The 21128-nt window shown below is 49.3% G+C and carries 12 protein-coding genes, 1 tRNA gene and 1 riboswitch; of the genes, 5 read left to right on the top strand and 8 right to left on the bottom strand.

The features are described from left to right. Positions 1 to 179 precede the first annotated feature (179 nt). The 5 genes from AC2YIT_RS29570 to AC2YIT_RS29550 form a co-directional block, all read right to left on the bottom strand. Positions 180 to 253: transfer RNA gene (locus AC2YIT_RS29570), tRNA-Pro, on the bottom strand. A 123-nt stretch (positions 254 to 376) separates the two neighbouring features. Next, a complete protein-coding gene (locus AC2YIT_RS29565; RefSeq protein WP_430849946.1) occupies positions 377 to 3808 on the bottom strand; it encodes an efflux RND transporter permease subunit in 3432 nt (1143 codons plus the stop codon). A gap of 127 nt (positions 3809 to 3935) precedes the next feature. After that, positions 3936 to 5066 (bottom strand): efflux RND transporter periplasmic adaptor subunit, encoded by a 1131-nt coding sequence (locus AC2YIT_RS29560; protein ID WP_430850249.1) that lies wholly within the window; start codon positions 5064 to 5066, stop codon positions 3936 to 3938. A 46-nt stretch (positions 5067 to 5112) separates the two neighbouring features. After that, on the bottom strand, positions 5113 to 6474 hold the full coding sequence (locus tag AC2YIT_RS29555) for a TolC family protein (RefSeq protein WP_430849944.1): 1362 nt from the start codon (positions 6472 to 6474) through the stop codon (positions 5113 to 5115). Then, positions 6449 to 7090 carry a TetR/AcrR family transcriptional regulator gene (locus AC2YIT_RS29550; protein ID WP_430849942.1) on the bottom strand — a complete coding sequence of 214 codons (642 nt, stop codon included), beginning with the start codon at positions 7088 to 7090 and terminating at the stop codon, positions 6449 to 6451. Before AC2YIT_RS29550 ends, AC2YIT_RS29555 begins: the two co-directional genes overlap by 26 nt. A gap of 551 nt (positions 7091 to 7641) precedes the next feature. Between AC2YIT_RS29550 and AC2YIT_RS29545 the strand changes: the two genes are divergently transcribed. Then, on the top strand, positions 7642 to 9120 hold the full coding sequence (locus tag AC2YIT_RS29545; RefSeq protein WP_430849940.1) for a type III PLP-dependent enzyme domain-containing protein: 1479 nt from the start codon (positions 7642 to 7644) through the stop codon (positions 9118 to 9120). A 241-nt stretch (positions 9121 to 9361) separates the two neighbouring features. Here AC2YIT_RS29545 and AC2YIT_RS29540 read toward each other — a convergent pair whose 3' ends face one another. From AC2YIT_RS29540 to AC2YIT_RS29530, 3 genes are read right to left on the bottom strand one after another with little or no spacing between them, the layout of a single operon-like run. Then, positions 9362 to 9886: a D-glycero-alpha-D-manno-heptose-1,7-bisphosphate 7-phosphatase gene (locus AC2YIT_RS29540; RefSeq protein WP_487281563.1), complete on the bottom strand. Its 525-nt coding sequence runs from the start codon at positions 9884 to 9886 to the stop codon at positions 9362 to 9364. A gap of 2 nt (positions 9887 to 9888) precedes the next feature. Further along, positions 9889 to 10917: a uroporphyrinogen decarboxylase gene (hemE, locus tag AC2YIT_RS29535; protein WP_487281562.1), complete on the bottom strand. Its 1029-nt coding sequence runs from the start codon at positions 10915 to 10917 to the stop codon at positions 9889 to 9891. A gap of 27 nt (positions 10918 to 10944) precedes the next feature. Beyond that, positions 10945 to 13392, bottom strand: a complete 2448-nt coding sequence (locus AC2YIT_RS29530; RefSeq protein WP_487281561.1) for a TonB-dependent receptor — start codon at positions 13390 to 13392, stop codon at positions 10945 to 10947. A gap of 67 nt (positions 13393 to 13459) precedes the next feature. Then, positions 13460 to 13556: riboswitch (TPP riboswitch) on the bottom strand. Between the two features lie 72 nt (positions 13557 to 13628). Between AC2YIT_RS29530 and rocD the strand changes: the two genes are divergently transcribed. The 4 genes from rocD (at position 13629) to AC2YIT_RS29510 (ending at position 21121) form a co-directional block, all read left to right on the top strand. Next, a complete protein-coding gene (rocD, locus tag AC2YIT_RS29525) occupies positions 13629 to 14891 on the top strand; it encodes an ornithine--oxo-acid transaminase (RefSeq protein WP_487281560.1) in 1263 nt (420 codons plus the stop codon). Further along, the gene (locus AC2YIT_RS29520; RefSeq protein ID WP_487281559.1) at positions 14888 to 16279 is read left to right on the top strand and encodes a S41 family peptidase; all 1392 of its coding nucleotides are present in this window, start codon (positions 14888 to 14890) and stop codon (positions 16277 to 16279) included. The genes rocD and AC2YIT_RS29520 overlap by 4 nt, the downstream gene beginning before the upstream one ends. Before the next feature lie 111 nt (positions 16280 to 16390). After that, positions 16391 to 17905, top strand: a complete 1515-nt coding sequence (locus AC2YIT_RS29515) for a GH3 auxin-responsive promoter family protein (protein WP_487281558.1) — start codon at positions 16391 to 16393, stop codon at positions 17903 to 17905. A 117-nt stretch (positions 17906 to 18022) separates the two neighbouring features. Next, positions 18023 to 21121 (top strand): AAA family ATPase, encoded by a 3099-nt coding sequence (locus AC2YIT_RS29510; RefSeq protein ID WP_430849926.1) that lies wholly within the window; start codon positions 18023 to 18025, stop codon positions 21119 to 21121. The last annotated feature ends 7 nt before the right edge of the window (positions 21122 to 21128 follow it).

Below are 21128 nucleotides of genomic sequence, written 5' to 3'. Positions count from 1 at the left end.
TGCAGGAAATTACAAGCCTTAGAAGGCTAAGAAAACTCAAAGTCGGAAAGTTTTCGGTCTATCTGACCTAAAAAAAAGGAAGCTTTGGGACGAAAAATGTTCGACCTATGTTCGACCTATGTTCGACCTAACGAAAAAGCCACCTATGACACGAAGTCATAAGTGGCTGATTTTCAATGTCGGGATGACAAGATTCGAACTTGCGACCCCTAGCACCCCATGCTAGTGCGCTACCGGACTGCGCTACATCCCGAACTCCTGAGAATGCCTTTCGGCCGTTCTTTGGGGTTGCAAATCTAAGAATGTTTTGGATTATTGTTCATTTCAGGTTGAAAAAAATTGAATTCCCCTGAAATGAACAATATAGGTTGTCAGATTAGATCGACTCGTTCTGCCAGTTCGGGTTCACGACATCCACCTTGCCTTTCCGGAACCATTTGTCGCGGATGCGCTCATTGACGTAGTACATACATGGTACCATGATGAGCGTCAGCAAGGTGGAGAATGTCAAACCGAAAATGATCGTCCAGGCGAGGATGTTCCAGAATACGGAACTCGGACCTCCGACGATCAGGTGGGGTTCGAGGTCGCGGAACAGCCCGACGAAATCGACTGTGATACCCAATGCAAGCGGTACCAGACCGAGTACCGCCGCGGAAGCTGTGAGCAGTACGGGCGTCAGACGGATCGCGCCGCCTTCGATAATGGCCTCGCGCATCGGGTATCCGCGCCCACGGAGCTCCTCGATGAACTCGATGAGGAGGATACCGTTTTTCACCACAATACCAGCCAATGCAATAATACCTACGCCGGACATGATAATCGAGAAGTCTTTCTGGAAGATCACAAAGCCCAGCAATACGCCGATCAGCGAAAGTACGATCGTGAAGAAGATAATGAATGGCTTGATCACCGAGTTGAACTGGGTCGCGAGGATCAGGTAAATCAACATGATGGCCGCACCGAACGCAGTTCCGAGGAACGACATGGATTCGGCCTGCTCTTCCTGCTCACCACCCATTTTGATGATATAACCGTTGGGAACTTCCATATCCTGGATCAGGGTCTGGATCTGTGCCACAATTTCGTTGGCATTGTAGCCCGGCAGTACGTCGGAACCCAACGTCACGATACGGCGCTGGTCCTGACGGTTGATCTGGCTGAAAGTCGTTGAGTAGTGGATATTGGCGACGGAAGTAATAGGTACCTGGCGCAACGCACCGCCCATGTTCATGTCGCGGTAAACTACATTCAGGCTCAGCAGTTTCTCAATCTGCTCACGGTCATCTTTTTCCAATCTAACCATAATAGGATATTCGTCCTTATCGTCCCGGAATTTGGAAACTTCCAGGCCAAACAATGCCGTACGCACCGCCAGTGCGATTTGCTGCGAACTAATGCCTTCGCGTTGCGCCTTTTCGCGGTCGATGTCGATCACGATTTCGGGCTTGTTGGTAACAAGGTCGGAGCGGAGCTGGTCGATACCTTCGATGCCCGAATCCTGCACTTTTTTCAGAACGTCTTTTTCCAGTTTTTGGAGTACTTCAAATTCGTCACCCGAAATTTCGATTGAGATAGGTTTACCTGTCGGCGGGCCTACTGCTTCACGTTCAACCGAGATTTCAGCGCCGGGAATCCCCGAAACCGCATCGCGGATCTTACGGAGGATTACTTCGGAAGATCTGCCGCCGCGCTCAGTTCCATACACGAATGCCACGGTCACTTTTGATTTGTGCGGCGTGGCCGAGCGGTCGGGGTTGTATGGGTCACCTGCATTCTTGCCGACATTGGCAATCACCGAGTTGACCATATCCATGGCTTTTTCCTTCTCCAAAACGTCAAAAACACGTTTTTCGATGATTTTGGTTACGGAGTCGGTTACGCGGGCGTCCGTTCCGATCGGTAATTTGTTGTAGACATAAACGTAATCGGGATCTCCGCTAGGGAAAAACAGCACTTTGGGTTGTGCGATACCGGTGATTATAAAAGTAGCAATCAGCAGGAAGAATACGCCGATAATCGCTACCACCGGACGCCACCCTCTGAGCAGCCAGTCGATGAGCTTGCGGTAGCCGTTTTTCAGTGCAGGAAGCAAGTTGTCCTGGAATGGGACCAGAATGCGCGGCGTTAGAATATAGTGGTTGAAAATCCAGAGTATTAATATAAATACAAAGAAATTACCTACGCCACGATCGATTACATAGCCTAGCAAAGCGGCTACCACCAGGATGATGACTGGCCGTCGGATTGCTTTAAAACTCGTGTCGTGCGCTTCTTTTTCGTCTTCATGGCGGCCCATGAACGATACCGCGAATACCGGGTTCATCACATAAGCCACAAAAAGCGAGGCTCCGAGCGTGATAATAAGCGTGAGCGGCATGAATTTCATGAATTCCCCGACTATCCCCGACCAGAAAAGCAGTGGGAAGAACGGCGCAATGGTGGTAAGCGTACCGGAAAGTACGGGAATGAACACTTCTCCTGCAGCGGCTTTTACCGCTTGCTGGATCGTCCAGTCCTTATGCATATTGAACAAGCGGTGCGTGTTCTCGATAACCACGATCGCGTCATCCACTACCAGACCGATACCCAGAAGAAATGCGAAGAGCACGATCGTGTTCAGGGTAAATTCGGTACCTACCATCGGACCGATGATCGGCATCAATACAAATGCCACCAATGCGGACAACGGTACCGAGAGTCCCACGAATATCGCATCACGTACACCCATAAAGAACATCAGTACGAGTACCACGAAAATGAAGCCGAGTACAACGGTGTTGATCAGGTCATGCAGGTCGGCGCGGGTCTGGATCGACTGGTCGGCCGTAATTTTAATGTCCAGACCGGCAGGAAAGCGATTCTCTTTATAATCCGCGATTACATTTTCAATTTTGTCGGCTGCATCGACCAGGTTTTCTCCCGAGCGTTTGATCACGTTCAGGGTAATTACCGATTTGTTGGCCAGACGGGCGAAATCCTGCTGCTCTTCAAAGCTATCGACCACTTCGGCAATGTCGCCGAGGCGCACAGTCGCGCCGGTGGACGTGCGTATGCGGATGTTGGCCATATCGTTCACATCTGTATACTCGCCCTTCACGCGCAGCGTACGACGAACACCCTGCACGTTGAGCTCTCCTCCCGAAACGTTGATGTTTTCACTTTGGATCGCCGTCTGAACGTCGTAGAATGTCAAACCGGTCGACTTCATACGGTCGAGGTTCACGTTGATCTGGATTTCACGGTTCAATGCACCGAGGATATCCACACGGGTAATTTCAGGTAATGCTTCGATTCCGTCCTGCAAATCTTCGGCATATTCTTTGAGTTGTTTCAAAGAATAATTACCGGCTATGTTGACGTTCATGATCGGGAATTCCGAGAAGTTCACGTCCTGGGCTGTCGGGCCGGAGTCGAGGTTTTGGGGCAAATCGGTCTTTGCCTTATCGACCGCATCCCGCACCCTTTGCAAGGCCACTTCCACGGCCACGTCCGGCGTAAATTCCACCAGGATTACGGATACGTCCTGCAATGCATTGGATTTAATCTTCTTAACCCCGTTGAGGGATTTAAGCTGTTTCTCGATCGGTTTGTTGATCGTGTTTTCGATATCGGCCGGTGCCGTCCCGAAGTATACCGTATTGATATAAATCTGCGGGATTTTGATATCCGGGAACTGCTCTTTCGGCAGATTATTGTACACCATGAACCCCGCCAGCGTGATGATGAACGTAAAGATGTAGATCGTCGTCCTGTTCTCTACGCACCAGTTGGTGAAGCCTAAGGTTTTATATTCGCTAAATTTCATAATGTTGAATGATTGACCGGGTCGCCGGCGCGATGATTGAATGACTGAATGAGGGAGTGCATCTTGCCTACAATCCCTGACAACCTCTGACCATAACTGACCAAATGGCCGTCACTCTTATTCATATTTAGTAGCTGATCGGCTGGCCGTCGGAAACTTCCTGATAGCCGAGGGTAATCAGTTGATCGCCTGCCGACAAGCCTGAAAGGATCTCGACTTTGCCATTGTAGCTCAGGCCGGTCTTTACTTCCCGCGCTTTGGCTACCTTTTTGTTGCCTTCGGTCACGGCTACATACACCACATTCCCTTTCTCCGTGCTCTGGACATAGTTCTGATCGATCACCAGCGCATTTTTTCTGGTGGCGTCGTTGATCTGTACCTGTGCCATCATATTGGGCTTGATATCACGATCGGACGGCAGGTTGGCCTCAATGGTGAATGTTCTGGACAATGGATCAACCGCAGTACTTACGAATGAAATCCGCGCCTTGAATTCCTTTTTCAGATCCGGGAATTTGACGATCACTTCGTCGCCTTTTTTTACGCTGGCGGCATAAACGTCCGATACTTTGGCCAGAACTTTCAGGTTGGCCAGGTTCACAACGCGTACTACGCCCACGCCCGGGGAAGCCATTTCACCCACTTTCACATTCACGAGGTCCACCACACCCGCCATTGGTGATACGATGTTGGTCTGCGAAAGCTGGGTATTCAGCGTAGCCAGTTTCTTTTCGAGCGATTCTTTGTTGTTTTTCGCCTGCAGGTATTGCAGCTCAGTACCGATCTTCTGGTCCCAGAGGTTTTTCTGCTTTTCATAAAGCGTATTGGCAAGGCTGAGCGAAGTTTTCAATTCCTCTATGGATTCGGTCAGAATGCTGTTGTCGATCTTACCGATCACGCTTCCCGCCTTCACCGCGTCACCCTCCCTGACATACATTGCGACGATCGCACCGCCTGTTTTAGGCGTAACCATCACGTTGTTTTTCGCATCGACAGTGCCTTGCAGCTCTACATAATGCTTGAAGGTTTCAGCATTCAATGTGGTTATTGACACCGGTTTCACTTTCGCCTCCGTTGTTTTCTTAGGGTCCAGCTTGGCAATCTCGATTTCGAGTTCCTTGATTTTTTTAGCAGTTTCAACCTGTCCCGCTTTCAGCGCGGCAAGCTCTTCCTTTTTGCCTTCCAAACCCTCTTTCTTGGCCGAGCAGGAGGCGAGGATGGAGGCAATAGCGGTTATAATCAGAATATTGCTTTTCATGGTATTGGTAAGTAGCTGTTTCAAATTTCGTTAAGTGTTAATGGTATTATTCGGAATATAGCTCGCCTTTGGCCTTGCTGAGATCCACTTTCGCGATCATCAGGTCATACAAGGCGGTGAAGTAGTTCGTCTGCGCTTCCTTTAAAGAAGATTCAGCGTTGATCACCTCAATGTTCGAGCCTACGCCTTCTTTATATTTAATCTTCGAGACGCGTACGATCTCTTCGGCGAGCGTCAGGTTCCGTTTCTGCGTTTCTAATGTGGCAAATGCATTCTTGATGTTAATGCTCGCCTGGTTGTTTTCCAGGTCGATCGACTGTTTCAGCAAATTCTGGTTGTTCTTAACCTTGTCGATCGCGATTTTTTTCTGAGCAATCTGGTATTTCTTGGTAAAACCGTCGAAAATCGGAATGTTCAGGTTCACGGCCAGTACCATGTTGTTGAACCACGGATTGTTGAATAACTGCGAAAATTTGTCCATACCCGCGTTATAACCATATCCCAGGGATGCCGACAAGCTGGGCAGGTAACCGGAGCGTACATTGCGCAGATCGAGCATGGCCAGCTTTTCCTGAGTGTTCAATAAGGAATATTCAATTCTTTTCTCATAGCTAACATCCAGGCTCTCCGACTCCGACCGCAGCTCGGCCACGTTTACTGCATTGATATCATCCGTCAGCTTAATAGGCTCGTTTGCGGGCATACCCATCTGAAATTTCAGCAATGCATAGCTCAGGTCGATCAGGTTCTGCACTTTTTGGCGCTCGGTCTGCAAATTGTTAATCTGCACTTCGAGGCGGTTTACATCGAGCAACTCCACAAAACCGCTTGCATTCATCGCCTTTGTTTCGCGCATGGATGAGTCCACGCGGGCGATGTTCAGATCAAGCAGCTTGGCGCGCTCTTCCGCTACCTGGGCCGAGTAGTAAGCCTTGGTTACCGCTTCGGCAACAGTCACTTTCGAAGAAGTGGTGCTTTTTTGCGCCAGTTCGCGGTAAGTAGCAGCTGCTTTCAATCCGATGAAATAGGAGCCATTGAAAATCAGCTGATTTAGGTTGGCGGAAGCGGAGCCCTGCCAGGGAATCCCAAACTTCACGGCGCTCGGCGGCGCGTCGTCCGGTGCCGATGGGTCGAAGGTTTTCGCCGGCAAGAAGAACCTTGGGATAATAATGTTGTTCGTTAGCGAAACGGCTCCTGTAACCTGCGGCAAACCCGCTGCACGGATTTCTCCGATGCGCGCTTCGGCGGAAACCGCATCCAGTTGCGCATTCTTGACATTCAGATTGTGCTTGATCGCGTAATCAACGGCCTCTTTTAATGAATAGCCGGTTTGTGCATGAAGTGGTACAAAATAAATGAGTGCCGCGAGCAGCATCAAAGTGCTACGTATTGTTCTGGCATTTTTCATGGATATTGAGTTCAGTTGCTGGTTTATCTTTTATGGTGTTGTAGTATTCAAAGCCTTTTTCCGAAAGTATCCCCCTTAAAAAGTGCCCGAGAAACTGGGTTTGCACGTGCATGATATTGAACTTCTTGGCGGGGTAAACGGTCGGGTCGAAAGCGAGCACGATCTGCTCCACGCGCAGGAGCGAGAGCACCTCTACATCGATATCGGGGCGGTAGAGGCCCATTTCGATCCCTCTCAGGAGGTTTTCCCGCATGTTTTTGATAATGAACTCGTGTTTGTAGTTCTGAAACAGCTCCCAGGCGTTGGGATAATACTTCTTCAAATCGTACAAAAGCGTGGGGTTCATGTCGGCGAGCGTTTCCTGCATTTGCACTGTAGCGTACATCGCTTCTTCGATCGGGTTTTCGGCGAGCTCTTCCAGTTTCTCCATTTCGCATTTCTGCATCCGGATCTCTTCCTGTATCACCAGGGCGAGAATGGCTTCCTTGTCGGAGTAATGCTGGTAAATGGTTCGCTTCGAAATTCCCAGGTCGCGGGCAATGTCGTCCATCGTGACGCTGCGGATGCCGTAACGCCAGAAAAGGTTCAGTGCCGATTTGATAATTCGCTCTTTCACAGCGACAAATTTGAAATTTTCGAATGACAAAAACTAAGAAAACTCCGAGAATGTTTAAAGTTTTCTACGCACAAGTAGTCGTTTATCGTCGAAGAAGGCACAAGTCGGGCTGAGAATGGCCCCTAAACGCCGATAATTAGCAGCGTCGGCGGCATTTTGGCCGTTTGCAGAGCGTGGCCGTTTTGAGAGTAATCATAGGAATGGTTTTTAGCTGTTGAGAAATGTATAAATTTTAAATAGGATTATATTTAGAATAAATAGTCCGATATAAAATGCTGTGAATGAGCTCGGAACCGGAAAAATTTGATGTGACTCCCGAATTTCCGGCCTGAAAATAGGAGGCGTGGCGCCGGTTCGTCAATTAAAAAATTATTAAGCGGGTATTTTCAGGTATGAACTTGGCAAATAGCGCGATAAATTGCTTTCGGATGGGAATGATTTGACGGCGATCCGTGTTTGGAAATGACACATATTCTGACCAATTTTCGGGTCATTTTCGTTCCTATTTTTTAACACCCAATTCACTAATTGCCATCGCGACAAACAAATCAATGAAAAGCTACATTGACCTGATTCAGCAGACGTTCGAGTTTCCTACCATGGAGTTCAACGTAGATAATAATGAATTGCTGTTCAACAATGTACCTCTGATGGATATCATCAAGGAACATGGTACGCCGTTAAAGATCAATTATCTGCCCAAGATCGGAGAACACATCGAGAATGCCAACATGTTCTTCCGGAATGCCTTCAAAAGACATAATTACAAAGGCACTTATACCTATTGCTATTGCACGAAATCGTCGCATTTCAGCTTTGTGCTGGAAGAGGCTCTGAAGCATAACATCCATATCGAGACGTCTTCAGCTTTCGATATTCCCATTATCCGGGAGCTTTACCGCCGTGGCAAGGTCAATAAGAGCACGTACATTCTGGCGAACGGCTACAAGCTGCCGCGCTACACGCAATACCTGAGCGAGCTGATCAACGAAGGTTTCAATGTGGTGCCTATTCTGGACAACCTCAAAGAAATCGAATCGTACGAGCAGCAGGTGACGGCGGATTCGGTGCATTTCGGAATGCGCATTGCAACGGACGAGGAACCGAACTTTGCATTTTATACCTCGCGTCTGGGGATCCGCTATAACGATGTTCAGCAACTCTATAAAGAGAAGATCGAGCCGAACCCTCGTTTCAAGCTCAAAATGCTGCACTTCTTCATTAATACGGGTATTAAAGACAGTGCCTACTATTGGAGTGAATTGACCCGCTTCATGTTCAAATATTGCGAAATGAAGAAGATCTGTCCCGACCTCGATTCTATCGACATTGGCGGCGGCCTTCCGATCCAGACTTCGCTGCAATCGAATTATGATTACCAGCAAATGATCGATGAGATCATCGAGAACATCCAGTGGATCTGCAACAAGAACAACGTTCCCGTTCCGCACATTTTCACGGAGTTCGGAAGCTACACAGTGGGAGAGAGCGGCGCGGTGATCTATGAAATCATCGACAAAAAACTCCAGAACGATAAAGAGCTCTGGTATATGATCAACGGATCGTTCATTACCCAGCTTCCCGACTCTTGGGGTATGAACCAGAAGTATATTATGCTTCCGATCAATAACTGGGATAATCCTTATCAAAAGGTAAACCTTGGTGGACTAACGTGCGATTCGCAGGATTTCTATAATTCGGAGATGCACAGCGCGGATTTGTACATGCCGATTTTTGAAGATAACGAACCGCAATACATCGGTTTCTTCCATACCGGCGCATACCAGGAATCGCTTGGAGGCTATGGGGGCATTCAGCACTGCCTGATCCCGGCGCCGAAGCACGTGCTGGTGGACCGTGACGAAGAAGGCCGCATTACCACACGTGTTTTTGCAGATGAACAGAACAGCGATTCGATGCTGAGGATTTTGGGTTTCAAAGAGGAGCCTTTCGGTGCACAGGATGGAAAGCCGGCGATCGAAAAGCCTCGCGTGGAGCCGGAAGAAGAGTTGGCGGAAACAAAAATCTGATGCCGCATATAAAGTTCTTTGAATGAGTTCGTTATTAGTCAGGCTAAAACGCTCATTCAAAGAACTTAATTTTATATTTTTGTAGTGACAAAAACTTATACGAACTGGAAAATGAAAAAGATCTTACTTCTCCTGGCTGTTTGCGGAACATTGGCGGTAGCATCATCTTGCACCAAGCACGCCTGCCCTGCTTACGGATCAGTACAGAAAACCCAGCCTGCGCCGGTAGCAAAAGCTTAATTTACTGCTGCAATATCAACCTGGCGGCTTCCAGCAAATTCACAGCGGCATAGTCTCCCGTCGATTCTTCTGCATTCGGGATGATGTGAACCGTTTTCAAACCCACATTTTTTCCTGCTTCCATATCCCGGTCCCGGTCGCCGATCATCCACGATTGCGCGGGATCGATAGCATATTTGGCCATGGCCTTCTCGATCAGCAGCGAACCTGGTTTTCGCGACAATGAGCTGCCGGAATAGGCCGGGTGATACGGCGAGAAATACAGGTCGTCCAGCGCATTACCCGACACTTTTTGCATTGCTTCGTGAATCGCATACACATTATCAGCCGTGTAAAGTCCCTTCGCGATACCTGCCTGGTTCGTAATGACAATCAACAGGTAGCCCGCCTCTTTCAGCATTCGGAGCGCTTCAACAACACCTTCCGGTATAACGAGTTCTTCCAGCTTATACAAATAGTCCGGACAATCCTCATTCAGTACTCCGTCGCGGTCGAGGAATACGCATTTATTTTGCTGTAAAGCCATATTTATAAGGAAGAAAACTCTTTAACGGCTTCAATAAAGCATCGTACCTTGTCGGGATCGGTGTCGGGATAAACGCCGTGGCCGAGATTGGCAATGTACCGCTGCGTGCCAAATTGGTTCACCATTTTCTTCACTTCCGCGCGAATCTGGTCGTAGGAAGAATAGAGCACGCACGGATCCAGGTTCCCTTGCAATGTCTTGTTGGGGATCAGCTCGCGCGATTCGGCGATGTCCATATTCCAGTCGAGGCCCACTACCGAACAGCTTAGTTCTCCGATTTCCTTTCTGGCAAAGAATGCACCTTTGGCAAAAACAGTCACGGGTACTTCGATAATCGCATCACAGATCTGTTTGATATAAGGCAGAGAGAAAACGCGGTACTGCTCGGGCGAGAGAATGCCCGCCCAGGAGTCGAAGAGTTGTACAATATCGGCACCCGCCGCGATCTGCGCTTTCAGATAAGCGATCGTGCTGTCGGTAATTTGTTGTAATAATGTATGTGAAAATTCGGGATCGGCGTATAAGTGTTTTTTCGCAACCGAGAAGGTCTTGGAGCCTTTGCCTTCGGTCATGTAACAAAAAATTGTGAACGGCGCACCCGCAAAACCGATCAGCGGAACGCGGCCCGCGAGACCTTCTTTCGTGATTTTAATGGCGTCCAGCACATATTTGAGGTCCGTTTCCGGCTCGGCGATATGCAGCTTTTGCAGGTCGGCCAATGAGTGAACCGTGCTTGGGAACACCGGTCCGCGCTGCTCTACCATTTCATAAGGCAGTCCCATTGCCTCGGGAATCACCAGGATGTCGGAAAATATAATGGCAGCATCTACGCCCAGCAAGTCGACAGGTTGCAGGGTGACTTCTGCTGCCATTTCTGGTGTAGTGGCAAGATTAATAAAACTTCCGGCTTTCTCACGAACGGCCCGGTATTCTGCAAGGATGCGCCCGGCCTGGCGCATCATCCAAACAGGCGTGCGTTCGGTCTTCTCCCCCCGCGCCGCCCGAAGCAAAAGGTCATTTTTCAGATTCATGCGGCAAAGGTAGGGAGAAAGTGGTTATCAAAACCTGAAATTCACCCCGATCAGGAAATTCCTTCCCGCTTGCGGAAAATAGAAATTCTCTTGCGTGAGTGCGCCCCCGTACATATAACCGTAGGTATAGCCGTTCGATTCGTATTGCTCATCCAGGACATTGTTTACGAGCAAATTGAATCCGATTTCATTTGCCCACGATGGTTTGATAGTCCATGATAAACGGATATCGTTGGTCAGGTAAGCATCGAGTTTGCGGGTTTCTGTGGAAGTATTGTCCAGATATTGCTTGCCTACATACTTTGTCAGCAAGGCCAATTCCAGGTTTTTGCGCAGCGAATAAGTGAACTGGCTTCCGGCAATTACATTTGGTGAAAAGGAAATATCCGACTTACCATGATCGACGGTTTTATAACCACCATTATCATAGTCGACAATGTATTCCGTGAAATTTTTGATCTTGTTCTGGCTGAAAGTGGCATTCGCATTCCATTTCAGGTGGTTGTTGAATACCACAGCACCTTCCAGCTCGATACCGGTGCGGTAGCTTTTCGGCACATTCACACGCACAGAGCCGCCCACGTCGTTGATCTGACCGGTGAGTACGAGCTGGTTTTTATAACTCATCAGATAATAATTTGCTGCGAATGCCCATTTGCCTTGCTGCGTGCGGAAACCGGCCTCTACGTTCTGCAAACGTTCGCTTTTAGGGAAAAGATTGGCGGTTGAAGATGTGAAATCGTCTCGGTTCGGCTCGCGGTTACCGATGCTGTATGAGGCATAAACCGAGCTTTGCTCAGCCAGCTGGTAGGTAAGACCTGCCTTTGGATTAAAGAAAGAATACGACTCGTCAAACGCCAATTGAACCAGATCATTATCTGTTCCGTGAATGGCGTGGCTTACCCGACGGTATTGCAAATCGGCAAATGCAGTCAGCCGATCCGTGAATGCATAATAAACCTTTCCATACAGGTTGAAATCCTTCTTTTTCCCCGTGCTGAAATAGTATTGGTGCTCATTCTCGATATTGCCCGCGTTGCGTGCCCAGATGATCTGACCATAGTGGTCGCCATCGTACTGGTTCCAGCCTCCGCCGAAGCTCGCTGTCAGCTTTTTGAAACTGTTGTAATCGAAGGAGAATGTAGTTCCGTAAAAGTAATTATCCAGCCAGCGGCGACGGATGAAGTCGGTGCTGGTGAGCGTGTCTTTACCGATAATTACATTGGGAAGGTTGTATTTGCTGTAATCGTCACCGGAACGATATTGCTCATAGTAGCCCAGTCCGCGGACGAGAAATGCATTGAGGTTGAACGTCAGTTTATTACTCAGGTTATGGGAGGAAACGATCTGGTAATGGTCCTGACGGTAGTTATCCACCTCGTTTTTATACGTGTAGGAATTATAAGTCCGGTTATCGGAATTGAGCAGGTTTTGCGCATCTTTTTCTCCTAAGTAATTTCTGTCAATATAAGCCAGAATACCTTCTCGATCGCCGCGCAATTTGGCCTCCGGCACACCGTTCCACGACTGATAAGTGCGTTCTTTCCCCGAAAACACATTGATCCGCACAAAGCTCTTCTTGCCAAAATATCCGCCTGAGAGGTAATAAGAATGCAATTCTGAGGAAGCGCGGTCCACAAAGCCATCCGAAGAAACCCGCGACAGCCGGGCATCGAATGTAAACTTATCTTTAATCAGCCCGGAGCCTACTTTCAATGTGTTTTTGAATGTATTGAACGAGCCGTAAGAGTTATTCAATTCCGCATAAGCTGTTTCGCGGAATGCATTGGTATTAATATTCACCGAAGCGCCAAATGCGCCTGCGCCATTGGTGGAAGTTCCCACGCCCCGTTGGATTTGAATGCTGCTTACCGACGAGGCGAAATCCGGCATATTTACCCAGAAAACCCCCTGGCTTTCAGCATCGTTATAAGGAATGCCATTCACAGTTACATTGATCCGCGTCGCGTCGGAGCCTCGTATGCGTATGCCCGTGTAGCCCACGCCGCCGCCCGCGTCGCTCGTGCTCACAAGGGAAGGGGAAAAGTTGAGCAGTACCGGCAAGTCCTGCCCCATATTCTGCTTGTCGATTTGTGCGGCGGTCACATTGGTGTAAGCCATACCCGTTTTGTCGTTCACGCGGGTGGCATTAATGATCACTTCATCAGCCTGGTAAGTGCTTTTGTTGAGCTTGATTTCCAGCTGATTTGCAGCGCCAATGGCGACTTTCGAAGTTTGGTAGCCGATGTAGGAAATGTCGAGGGCATCAGTATTTTCGGAGATGTTTTTCAAAACAAAATGGCCGTCCTTGTCGGTACTCGTACCGCGGATTTCGCCGGCTTTAATGGTCGCGCCGGGGAGCGGTTTGCCGTCCTCGGCATCGGTCACACGGCCGGAAACACTCTTTTGGGCAAAAGTGACGAGTGAGGTGGTGCTGAACAGCAAGGTCAGCAGACAGGTAGTAATTTTTCGCATTGCGATCAATAATTACAACAGGCAGGGGCCACCTATCAGAAAGTTCGATAAAATATTAACAGAAAACAGCCGGTCCGGCTTTCTCTCCCTACGCCGGCATTACCCGGATCAGGTTAAATGGGTATGATCTCAGCCCGTTCGGTAGGGCACCCCTTGAGATTATGCTGCAAAATTAATACGCTTTTCCGTAATTTTACATATCTCGAAATGAAGTTCCTAACTATTTGAATACCAAAATGAAAAGCTATACAGACACGACCGATATCAGTGCCTCTCAGCATGCTATGGAGCTCGAATACCGGTATGGGGCACATAATTACAAGCCGATGCCGGTGGTTATCCAGCGGGGCGAAGGAGTTTTTTTGTGGGATGTGGAAGGAAAGCAGCATTTCGACTTCCTGTCGGCATACAGCGCGGTGAGCCAGGGGCATTGCCATCCGAAGATCGTGGATGCGATGGTACGCCAGGCGCAAAAGCTGACGCTCACCTCCCGTGCATTCTATAACGACCGCCTTGGCGAATGCGAGAAATTTCTTTGCGACTATTTCGGGTATGATAAAGTCCTGATGATGAATTCGGGCGTGGAGGGCGGCGAAACTGCGCTGAAACTAACCCGGAAATGGGCGTATAAAGTAAAAGGTATCGAGCCCGGAAAGGCAAAAACCGTGTATGCCGCCGGTAATTTCTGGGGCAGGACATTGGCGGCGATATCCTCGTCGACGGATCCTTCTTCCACCAACGACTACGGCCCGTTCCTGCCCGGCTACGAAATCATACCCTATAATGACCTTCCTGCCCTCGAAAGCCTCCTGAAAAATGACCCGGACATCGCCGGTTTCATGGTGGAGCCCATCCAGGGTGAAGCGGGTGTAGTGGTGCCGGACGAGGGTTACTTAAAAGGCGTGCGTGATCTGTGCACAAAATATAATGTCCTGTTCATCGCCGACGAAGTGCAAACCGGTATCGGCCGTACAGGAAAACGGCTTGCCTGTGACTGGGAAAATGTAAAGCCTGATATCCTGGTCCTCGGCAAAGCATTATCGGGTGGTACCATGCCGGTTTCGGCTGCATTGGCCGACGACGAAATCATGCTGACGATCGCGCCCGGCGAGCACGGCTCGACCTATGGCGGTAACCCGTTGGCATGCGCGGTGACCATCGCTGCATTACGGGTGGTTCAGGACGAAAACCTTGCTGAAAATGCCGAACAAATGGGCCGGATTTTCCGCAAGAGAATGCAGGAGCTTCAAAAGCAATGTTCTCTGATCGAAAGCGTTAGAGGGAAGGGGTTGCTGAATGCGATCGTGATCAACGACTCCGAAGATAGCAGCACGGCCATGGACCTTTGTTATAAAATGATGGAAAAAGGGCTGTTGTGCAAGCCTACGCATGGCAACAAGATCCGTTTCGCGCCGCCACTGGTGATCAATGAGTCGCAGATGGACGAAGCTTGCCGCATTATTGAAGAGGTATTTTTAGAAATGAACGGAAATCTATGAAACTGAGACTTCTCCTGCCTGTCATTTTAATCGCTGCCTGTGTTTTTTCTTGCAAGGAAAAAAACGCCGATCCCAAGAATGATACCGAGACCAACGAGTGGATCTATACCAACATGAAGTACTGGTATTACTGGACCGACCACATCACCGCATCGCCCGATTACAACAAAACGCCGAGCGATTTTTTCAGCTCTCTGCTTTATAAATATGATGCGACGGCGCGCCCGGACGGCGACCGGTTTTCATGGATGCAGGAAAGTGCGAAGGAATTAGAAGCGTCTTTGGGCGGCGAATCCAAAACAAGCGGCATGGAGTACAAGCTGGTGTATTTTCCTGCCAATACCAGCAATGTAGTAGGCATTGTGCTTTACGTGATCCCGGACTCACCTGCCGCCAAGGCCGGCTTTGTGCGGGGCGATGTTTTCAGCAGTGTGAATGGCCAGAAATTGACGGACTCGAACTACTCAAAACTGCTCAATACTCAGGATAAGGCTACTTACACCCTGGCCGACATTAAGGATGGTACTTTGAAGGAAACTACGACGAAGCGTGACGTGACGCCCATTGTCTTGCAGGAAGATCCGGTGTTCTTTGATTCTGTTTACACGATCGGTGCCAACAAAATCGGCTATGTCGTTTATCACCAGTTTATTCCCGAGCCTTACCAAACCAGTAACAAGGCGTATGATAGGAAGCTGGATGCGATTTTTTCGGAATTTAAAAACAGTAATATCAATGCATTGGTCCTCGACTTGCGCTATAATCCGGGAGGGTATGTAAGTTCTGCGACCAACCTGGCAAGCCTTATGGGTAAGGTGACGGCCAACGATGTATTTTATTACAAGGAATACAACAAGCAGGTAACCGAAACGAGCCTCAAAAAATACGGTGAATCCTATTTCTACGACAAGTTTGTATCCAAAAGTCAGAATGTAGGCAATGACCTGAAACACCTCGTGGTACTGGTGTCGTCGCGTACGGCTTCCGCGAGTGAACTGGTGATCAATGGATTGAAGCCTTTTATGACGGTAACATTGGTCGGAGGTAAAACTGTGGGTAAGAATGTGGGATCGGTCACGATCAGCGACGAGAAGAATGGTATCAAAGTGGGATTGCAGCCGATTGTCTCCAAATCGTTGAATAAGGACAAGAAGTCGGATTACCATGTTGGCTTTGAGCCGGATGTGAAGGTTAGCGAGGGCAATATCCTTTATCCCTATGGCGATCCACGCGATCCCTTGCTGGGCGAGGCACTCTTCCAGATCACGGGTACGCACGTAACGCGCCAACTCCGGAGCGCGCGCGTGCTGGCGGAGGAGGCAAACGCGGAACTGTCGTCGTCGATCAGCCAAAAGGCGGGAGGCAGCAATATGTTCTTTGACAGATAACCACCTGCTGATAAAATTTCCCGAATGGTGAGAGAACGGCTTGCAACTGTTCTCTCACCATTTTTTATTGCTATTTTTACAAACTTGCGTATTTCTAACTAATTGACCTTTATGAAGCTGGTAAATGATATGACTGTCTGGTTTATGAAGCGGCGCTTCGAACGGATCGAACAGTTTATGAAGTACCCCATTGAGACCCAGCAGCGTATATTTTCCGAATTGATCGAAACTGCCCGCTACACCGAATGGGGCAGCCGTTATAATTACGGTCAGATCAAATCGGTCAGGGAATTTCAGGAGCAGGTACCCATTTCGGCTTACGAGCAACTTTATCCTTACATCGAGCGTGTCCTGAAAGGCGAGCCGAATGTGCTCTGGCCGTCGCAGATCGAATGGTTTTCCAAATCATCGGGTACCACGAATGCGCGGAGCAAGTTTCTGCCCGTTTCGCCCGAGGCTTTGGAAGAATGCCACTACGAAGGCGGAAAGGACATGATGACCCTGCTGATCAACAACCGGCCCGATACCCGCGTCTTCGACGGGAAGGGCCTTTCGATCGGCGGGACTTTGCATGCCAATCCTTTTGACGATTATACCCAGATCGGCGACGTGTCGGCGGTGATTATGCAAAACCTGCCTTCCTGGGCGGAATTTATGCGCACTCCGCCTTTGGAGGTGGCTCTGATGGACCATTGGGAAAGCAAGCTGGACAAAATGGCGTCTATATGCTCGCAGGAGAATGTGACCAGCATTCTAGGCGTGCCTACCTGGACGATCGTGTTGCTCGACCAGATCCTCGAACGTACCGGCAAAAAGAATATGCTTGAAATCTGGCCGGATTTTGAGGTTTTCGTGCATGGAGCGGTTTCATTCGAACCCTACCGCGATTTGTTCATGACGAAATATTTCCCTTCCGATCAGGTGCTGTACCTCGAAACTTACAGTGCATCGGAAGGCTTTTTCGCGATCCAGGACGACATTAATAGGGTAGGCGAAATGCTGCTCATGCTCGATTATGGCATTTTTTATGAATTTATACCCATTGAAGAGCTCGGTAAGGAGCATCCCAAAGCATTGTTATTGGATGAAGTGGAAGTAGGAAAGAACTATGCAATGGTGATCTCTACCAACGCCGGGCTCTGGCGTTACCTGATCGGCGATACCGTGAAATTTACTTCTACTTACCCGTTCCGCGTGAAGGTGAGCGGACGTACGAAGCATTTTATCAATGCATTTGGTGAGGAAGTGATTGTCGAGAATGCCGATCATGCCATTAAGGTAGCGGCGCACCAGACAGACGCCCTGGTAGCGAACTATACCGCCGGGCCTGTGTACATGGGTGACGGCTCGCGTGGCTGCCATGAATGGATCATCGAATTCACCAAAGAACCGGAGGATCGCAATGCATTCGTGCAGGCGCTGGACACCGCGTTGCGGGAAGTAAACTCCGATTATGATGCCAAACGATACAAAGATATGGCCCTCACGCGTCCGCAAGTGCATTTCGCACCGGCCGGTACCTTCTACGCCTGGCTCGGCAAGCAGCACAAGCTCGGCGGCCAGAACAAGGTACCGAGGCTGAGCAATACGCGGGAGTATCTGGATGATCTGCTCGCCAGTTTGTAGTACTACGGCAGTCGGCTTCGGCTGTCGGATTTTTTAAGCAAATATTTTATAAAAACCGTATTCGACAGGCACAAAGCCAACGGCCGATAGCCGATAGCTGACTGCCGACAGCCATCCATGATCCCCAAACGCTTAAAAATCAAAGGACTCTATTCTTATCAAACCGAACAGGAAATTGATTTCGATCCGTTGACGGACGCGTCGTTGTTCGGGATATTCGGGGCTGTGGGGAGCGGGAAATCCTCCATTCTGGAAGCGATCACATTTGCATTATACGGGGATACGGAGCGGCTCAACAAGTCGGGAGACGACCGGACTTACAATATGATGAACCTGCGCTCGGATGATTTGCTCATTGACTTTGAATGCATTGCGGGTAAAAACGGTGAGCGTTACCGGTTTACTGTACGTGGCAAGCGGAATAGCAAAAATTTCAAGGACGTAAAGACCTTTGACAGAAAAGGTTACGTCTGGCGGGAGAACGACTGGGTGCCATTGGCTGAAAGCGAATCGACTGAAAGCATTATCGGCCTCAGTTATGACAATTTCCGCCGGACGATCATCATACCGCAGGGGCGCTTTCAGGAATTTATCGAACTGAAAGACGCCGAGCGCACCCGGATGATGAAGGAGCTCTTCCAGCTCGAAAAATATGACCTTAGCCGTAATGTAGGCTCGTTAAGCAAGCAGAACGACCTCGCATTATCGAATGTGGACGGCCAGTTGATGGGCCTCGGCGAAGTGACGCCGGAAATGCTTGCGGAAGGTGAGCAACGGCTGGAACAAGTCCGGCAGCAAATTCAGCAGATCGCGAATGAGCTGGCGATCCAGACGGAGCTGGAAAGTAATTTTCAAAAGCTTAAACTCGCCGGAGAAAAAATTCTGGCGCTGCAAAACAGGCTGGCATTACTCGACTCCGAGCGGGCGATTATGCGGGAACGCGAGGCCGCATTAAAGACCTTTGAAACCTGCTCCCTGCATTTTAAATCCATTTTTGACCAGAAAACTAACCTGCTGACGGCTATATCAAGGGACGAGCGCATTTCGGCGGCTAACCAGACGAAGCTTACCGAACTGGCTGCATTGCTCGGTAAGCAGCAGGAGACATTACAGATACTGAAACCGCGCTACGAAAAGCGGGAAGAACTGCTCGCGACGGCGGAAGAGCTTGAAAAGGTGATACGGATTATCGAACACTCGCAGGCTGTTATCAAAAGGAAGGAGGCGCTGGCACGTGGCGAAGAGCAGTTGAAGGAGAAGGAAAACGCCATTGAGATACAAAAACAACAAAGGGAGGAGCTCGAAACCGCTAATGAGCAGCGCAAAGCGGGCCTGGGCGACGTGCTCGAAATGGGACTCGTAAAATCGTGGTTTGTCACTGCCGACGCACTTACGGAGAACCGTCAGACGATCCAGACGGAGGCGAAGGCGCTAGCCGCCGAAATCACCACGTTGACCGAAGGATTGGGCCAGCGTTTGCAGGAGATTACCGGCGATTTCGGCATTGAGTTTGGCGAGGAACATTCATTGGATGCGTTCCAAAAGGGCATTGCGGCATATTTTGAAACCGGAGAAACCAGTCGGAAGGAGTTGAACCGCCAGTTATTTCACATCAATACCCGCGTCGCATTGCACCAGTATGCGGGTAATCTCGAAGACGGAGAACCCTGCCCGCTTTGTGGCTCGCTGCACCATCCCGAAGTATTGTCCGCCGACGGCGCATTAGCCGCAGAAATAGCGGCGATCGAGAAGCAGGTGAATGCATTGGATGAAAAAGAAAGATTGCTAAGGCGCTTGCAGTCGCCGATCGAGCGCATTTTTAACCAAATCGAAGGCCTTGAGAAACAGAAAGGTTCCATCAGACAGCGCTATAACGAGGCACAAGGCCGGTTGAAAGCGCATGACGAGGCTTTTATTTGGCCTGCATTCAATAAAGCAGACAGGGAAAGTTTCGAAAAACGGTTTGCGGAAAGCAGCCGTTTGCAGGCTGAAATTAAGGCCGCCGAGGCAACTTTGAAAGTATCGGCGGAGCAAATCGACGCGGCTATCAAAGAGAAAACAGAAAAGATCGAGAAGCCGCTGCAAGTGTTGAGGGACGAGATTTTAAGGTTTGAAAACACGGTGCAAACGCTTTCCGAGCAGCTTTCGCGGGTTAATCTGGCGGATTTCGAAACAGTTGAAAAGAATGTCATTGCAGAAAAAATAGCTGCCTTGAAAGCCGATTACCAACAACTATCAAATGCATTTGCAGAGGCTGAAAAGCAAGTAGATGCATTTGAAAAAGAGCAAAATACGCTTTCGGGAAGTCAGGCGACATTATTGGCCGCGTTGGAGGGAAGCAGGCGGGAGCTCGTGACAGTTCAGGACAAGATCGATCGCGAACTAGTCGCATATGCTTTTGAAACTGAGGCACAGGTGGTGGAGATACTGCAAAAGCCGATCCGCATCGATACCGAGCGGAAGGCGATCGACGAGTTCAAAATGGCGCTTGAAACAACCGGCGCAGAGTTGAAAACCTTACTTGAAGACCATGCCGGCGAACAATACGACGCCGCAAAACATGAGGAAGTGACTGCATTAAAAAACGCCCTGACCGAAAACCTGAATATTCAACGAAAAGAAGAAGGAAATATCGGTGGGCGGCTGAAACAAATGGCGGAAGATCTGGCCAAAAAAGCTACGCTTTTGACAGAGAAAGGCCGTTTGCAGCTCAGAAAAGAACATCTCGACGATCTGGCGAAACTCTTCCGGTCAAGCGGTTTTGTGGATTATGCTTCGAGCATTTACCTCCAAAACCTGATCCAGGCGGCTAACCACCGGTTCCACCAGATGACCCATCAGCAGTTGCATCTCGAACTAGGGGAGGGAAACAGTTTCTGGGTAAGAGACCTGCTCAATGGCGGCCATATGCGATTGCTGAAAACGCTTTCGGGCGGACAGAAATTTCAGGCGGCACTGTCGCTGGCCTTGGCGCTGGCGGATCACATTCACGTCAGAAATGAATCGAAACACAACTTTTTTTTCCTCGACGAAGGTTTTGGTTCCCTTGATAAAAACGCATTACAAACGGTCTTTGAAACGTTAAAGTCATTGAGAAAGGAGAACCGGATCGTGGGCATTATCAGTCACGTGGAAGACCTGCAACAGGAAATCCAGGCATACCTGCGCATTACCGAAAGCGAAGAAGGCAGCCGGATCGTGCCGAGCTGGAAATGAGTATCGC

This window comes from Dyadobacter sp. SRI_021 (assembly GCF_057586235.1).
Note: the sequence above shows the minus strand (reverse complement) of the source record. Positions and strands in the feature narration are given on the sequence as shown.

Bases quoted from the DNA above. Each gene is read 5' to 3' on its own strand.
- AC2YIT_RS29565 (WP_430849946.1), bottom strand. From the start codon at position 3,808: ATGAAATTTAGCGAATATAAAACCTTAGGCTTCACCAACTGGTGCGTA.
- AC2YIT_RS29560 (WP_430850249.1), bottom strand. From the start codon at position 5,066: ATGAAAAGCAATATTCTGATTATAACCGCTATTGCCTCCATCCTCGCC.
- AC2YIT_RS29555 (WP_430849944.1), bottom strand. From the start codon at position 6,474: ATGAAAAATGCCAGAACAATACGTAGCACTTTGATGCTGCTCGCGGCA.
- AC2YIT_RS29545 (WP_430849940.1), top strand. From the start codon at position 7,642: ATGAAAAGCTACATTGACCTGATTCAGCAGACGTTCGAGTTTCCTACC.
- AC2YIT_RS29540 (WP_487281563.1), bottom strand. From the start codon at position 9,886: ATGGCTTTACAGCAAAATAAATGCGTATTCCTCGACCGCGACGGAGTA.
- hemE (WP_487281562.1), bottom strand. From the start codon at position 10,917: ATGAATCTGAAAAATGACCTTTTGCTTCGGGCGGCGCGGGGGGAGAAG.
- AC2YIT_RS29530 (WP_487281561.1), bottom strand. From the start codon at position 13,392: ATGCGAAAAATTACTACCTGTCTGCTGACCTTGCTGTTCAGCACCACC.
- rocD (WP_487281560.1), top strand. From the start codon at position 13,629: ATGAAAAGCTATACAGACACGACCGATATCAGTGCCTCTCAGCATGCT.
- AC2YIT_RS29520 (WP_487281559.1), top strand. From the start codon at position 14,888: ATGAAACTGAGACTTCTCCTGCCTGTCATTTTAATCGCTGCCTGTGTT.
- AC2YIT_RS29515 (WP_487281558.1), top strand. From the start codon at position 16,391: ATGAAGCTGGTAAATGATATGACTGTCTGGTTTATGAAGCGGCGCTTC.
- AC2YIT_RS29510 (WP_430849926.1), top strand. From the start codon at position 18,023: ATGATCCCCAAACGCTTAAAAATCAAAGGACTCTATTCTTATCAAACC.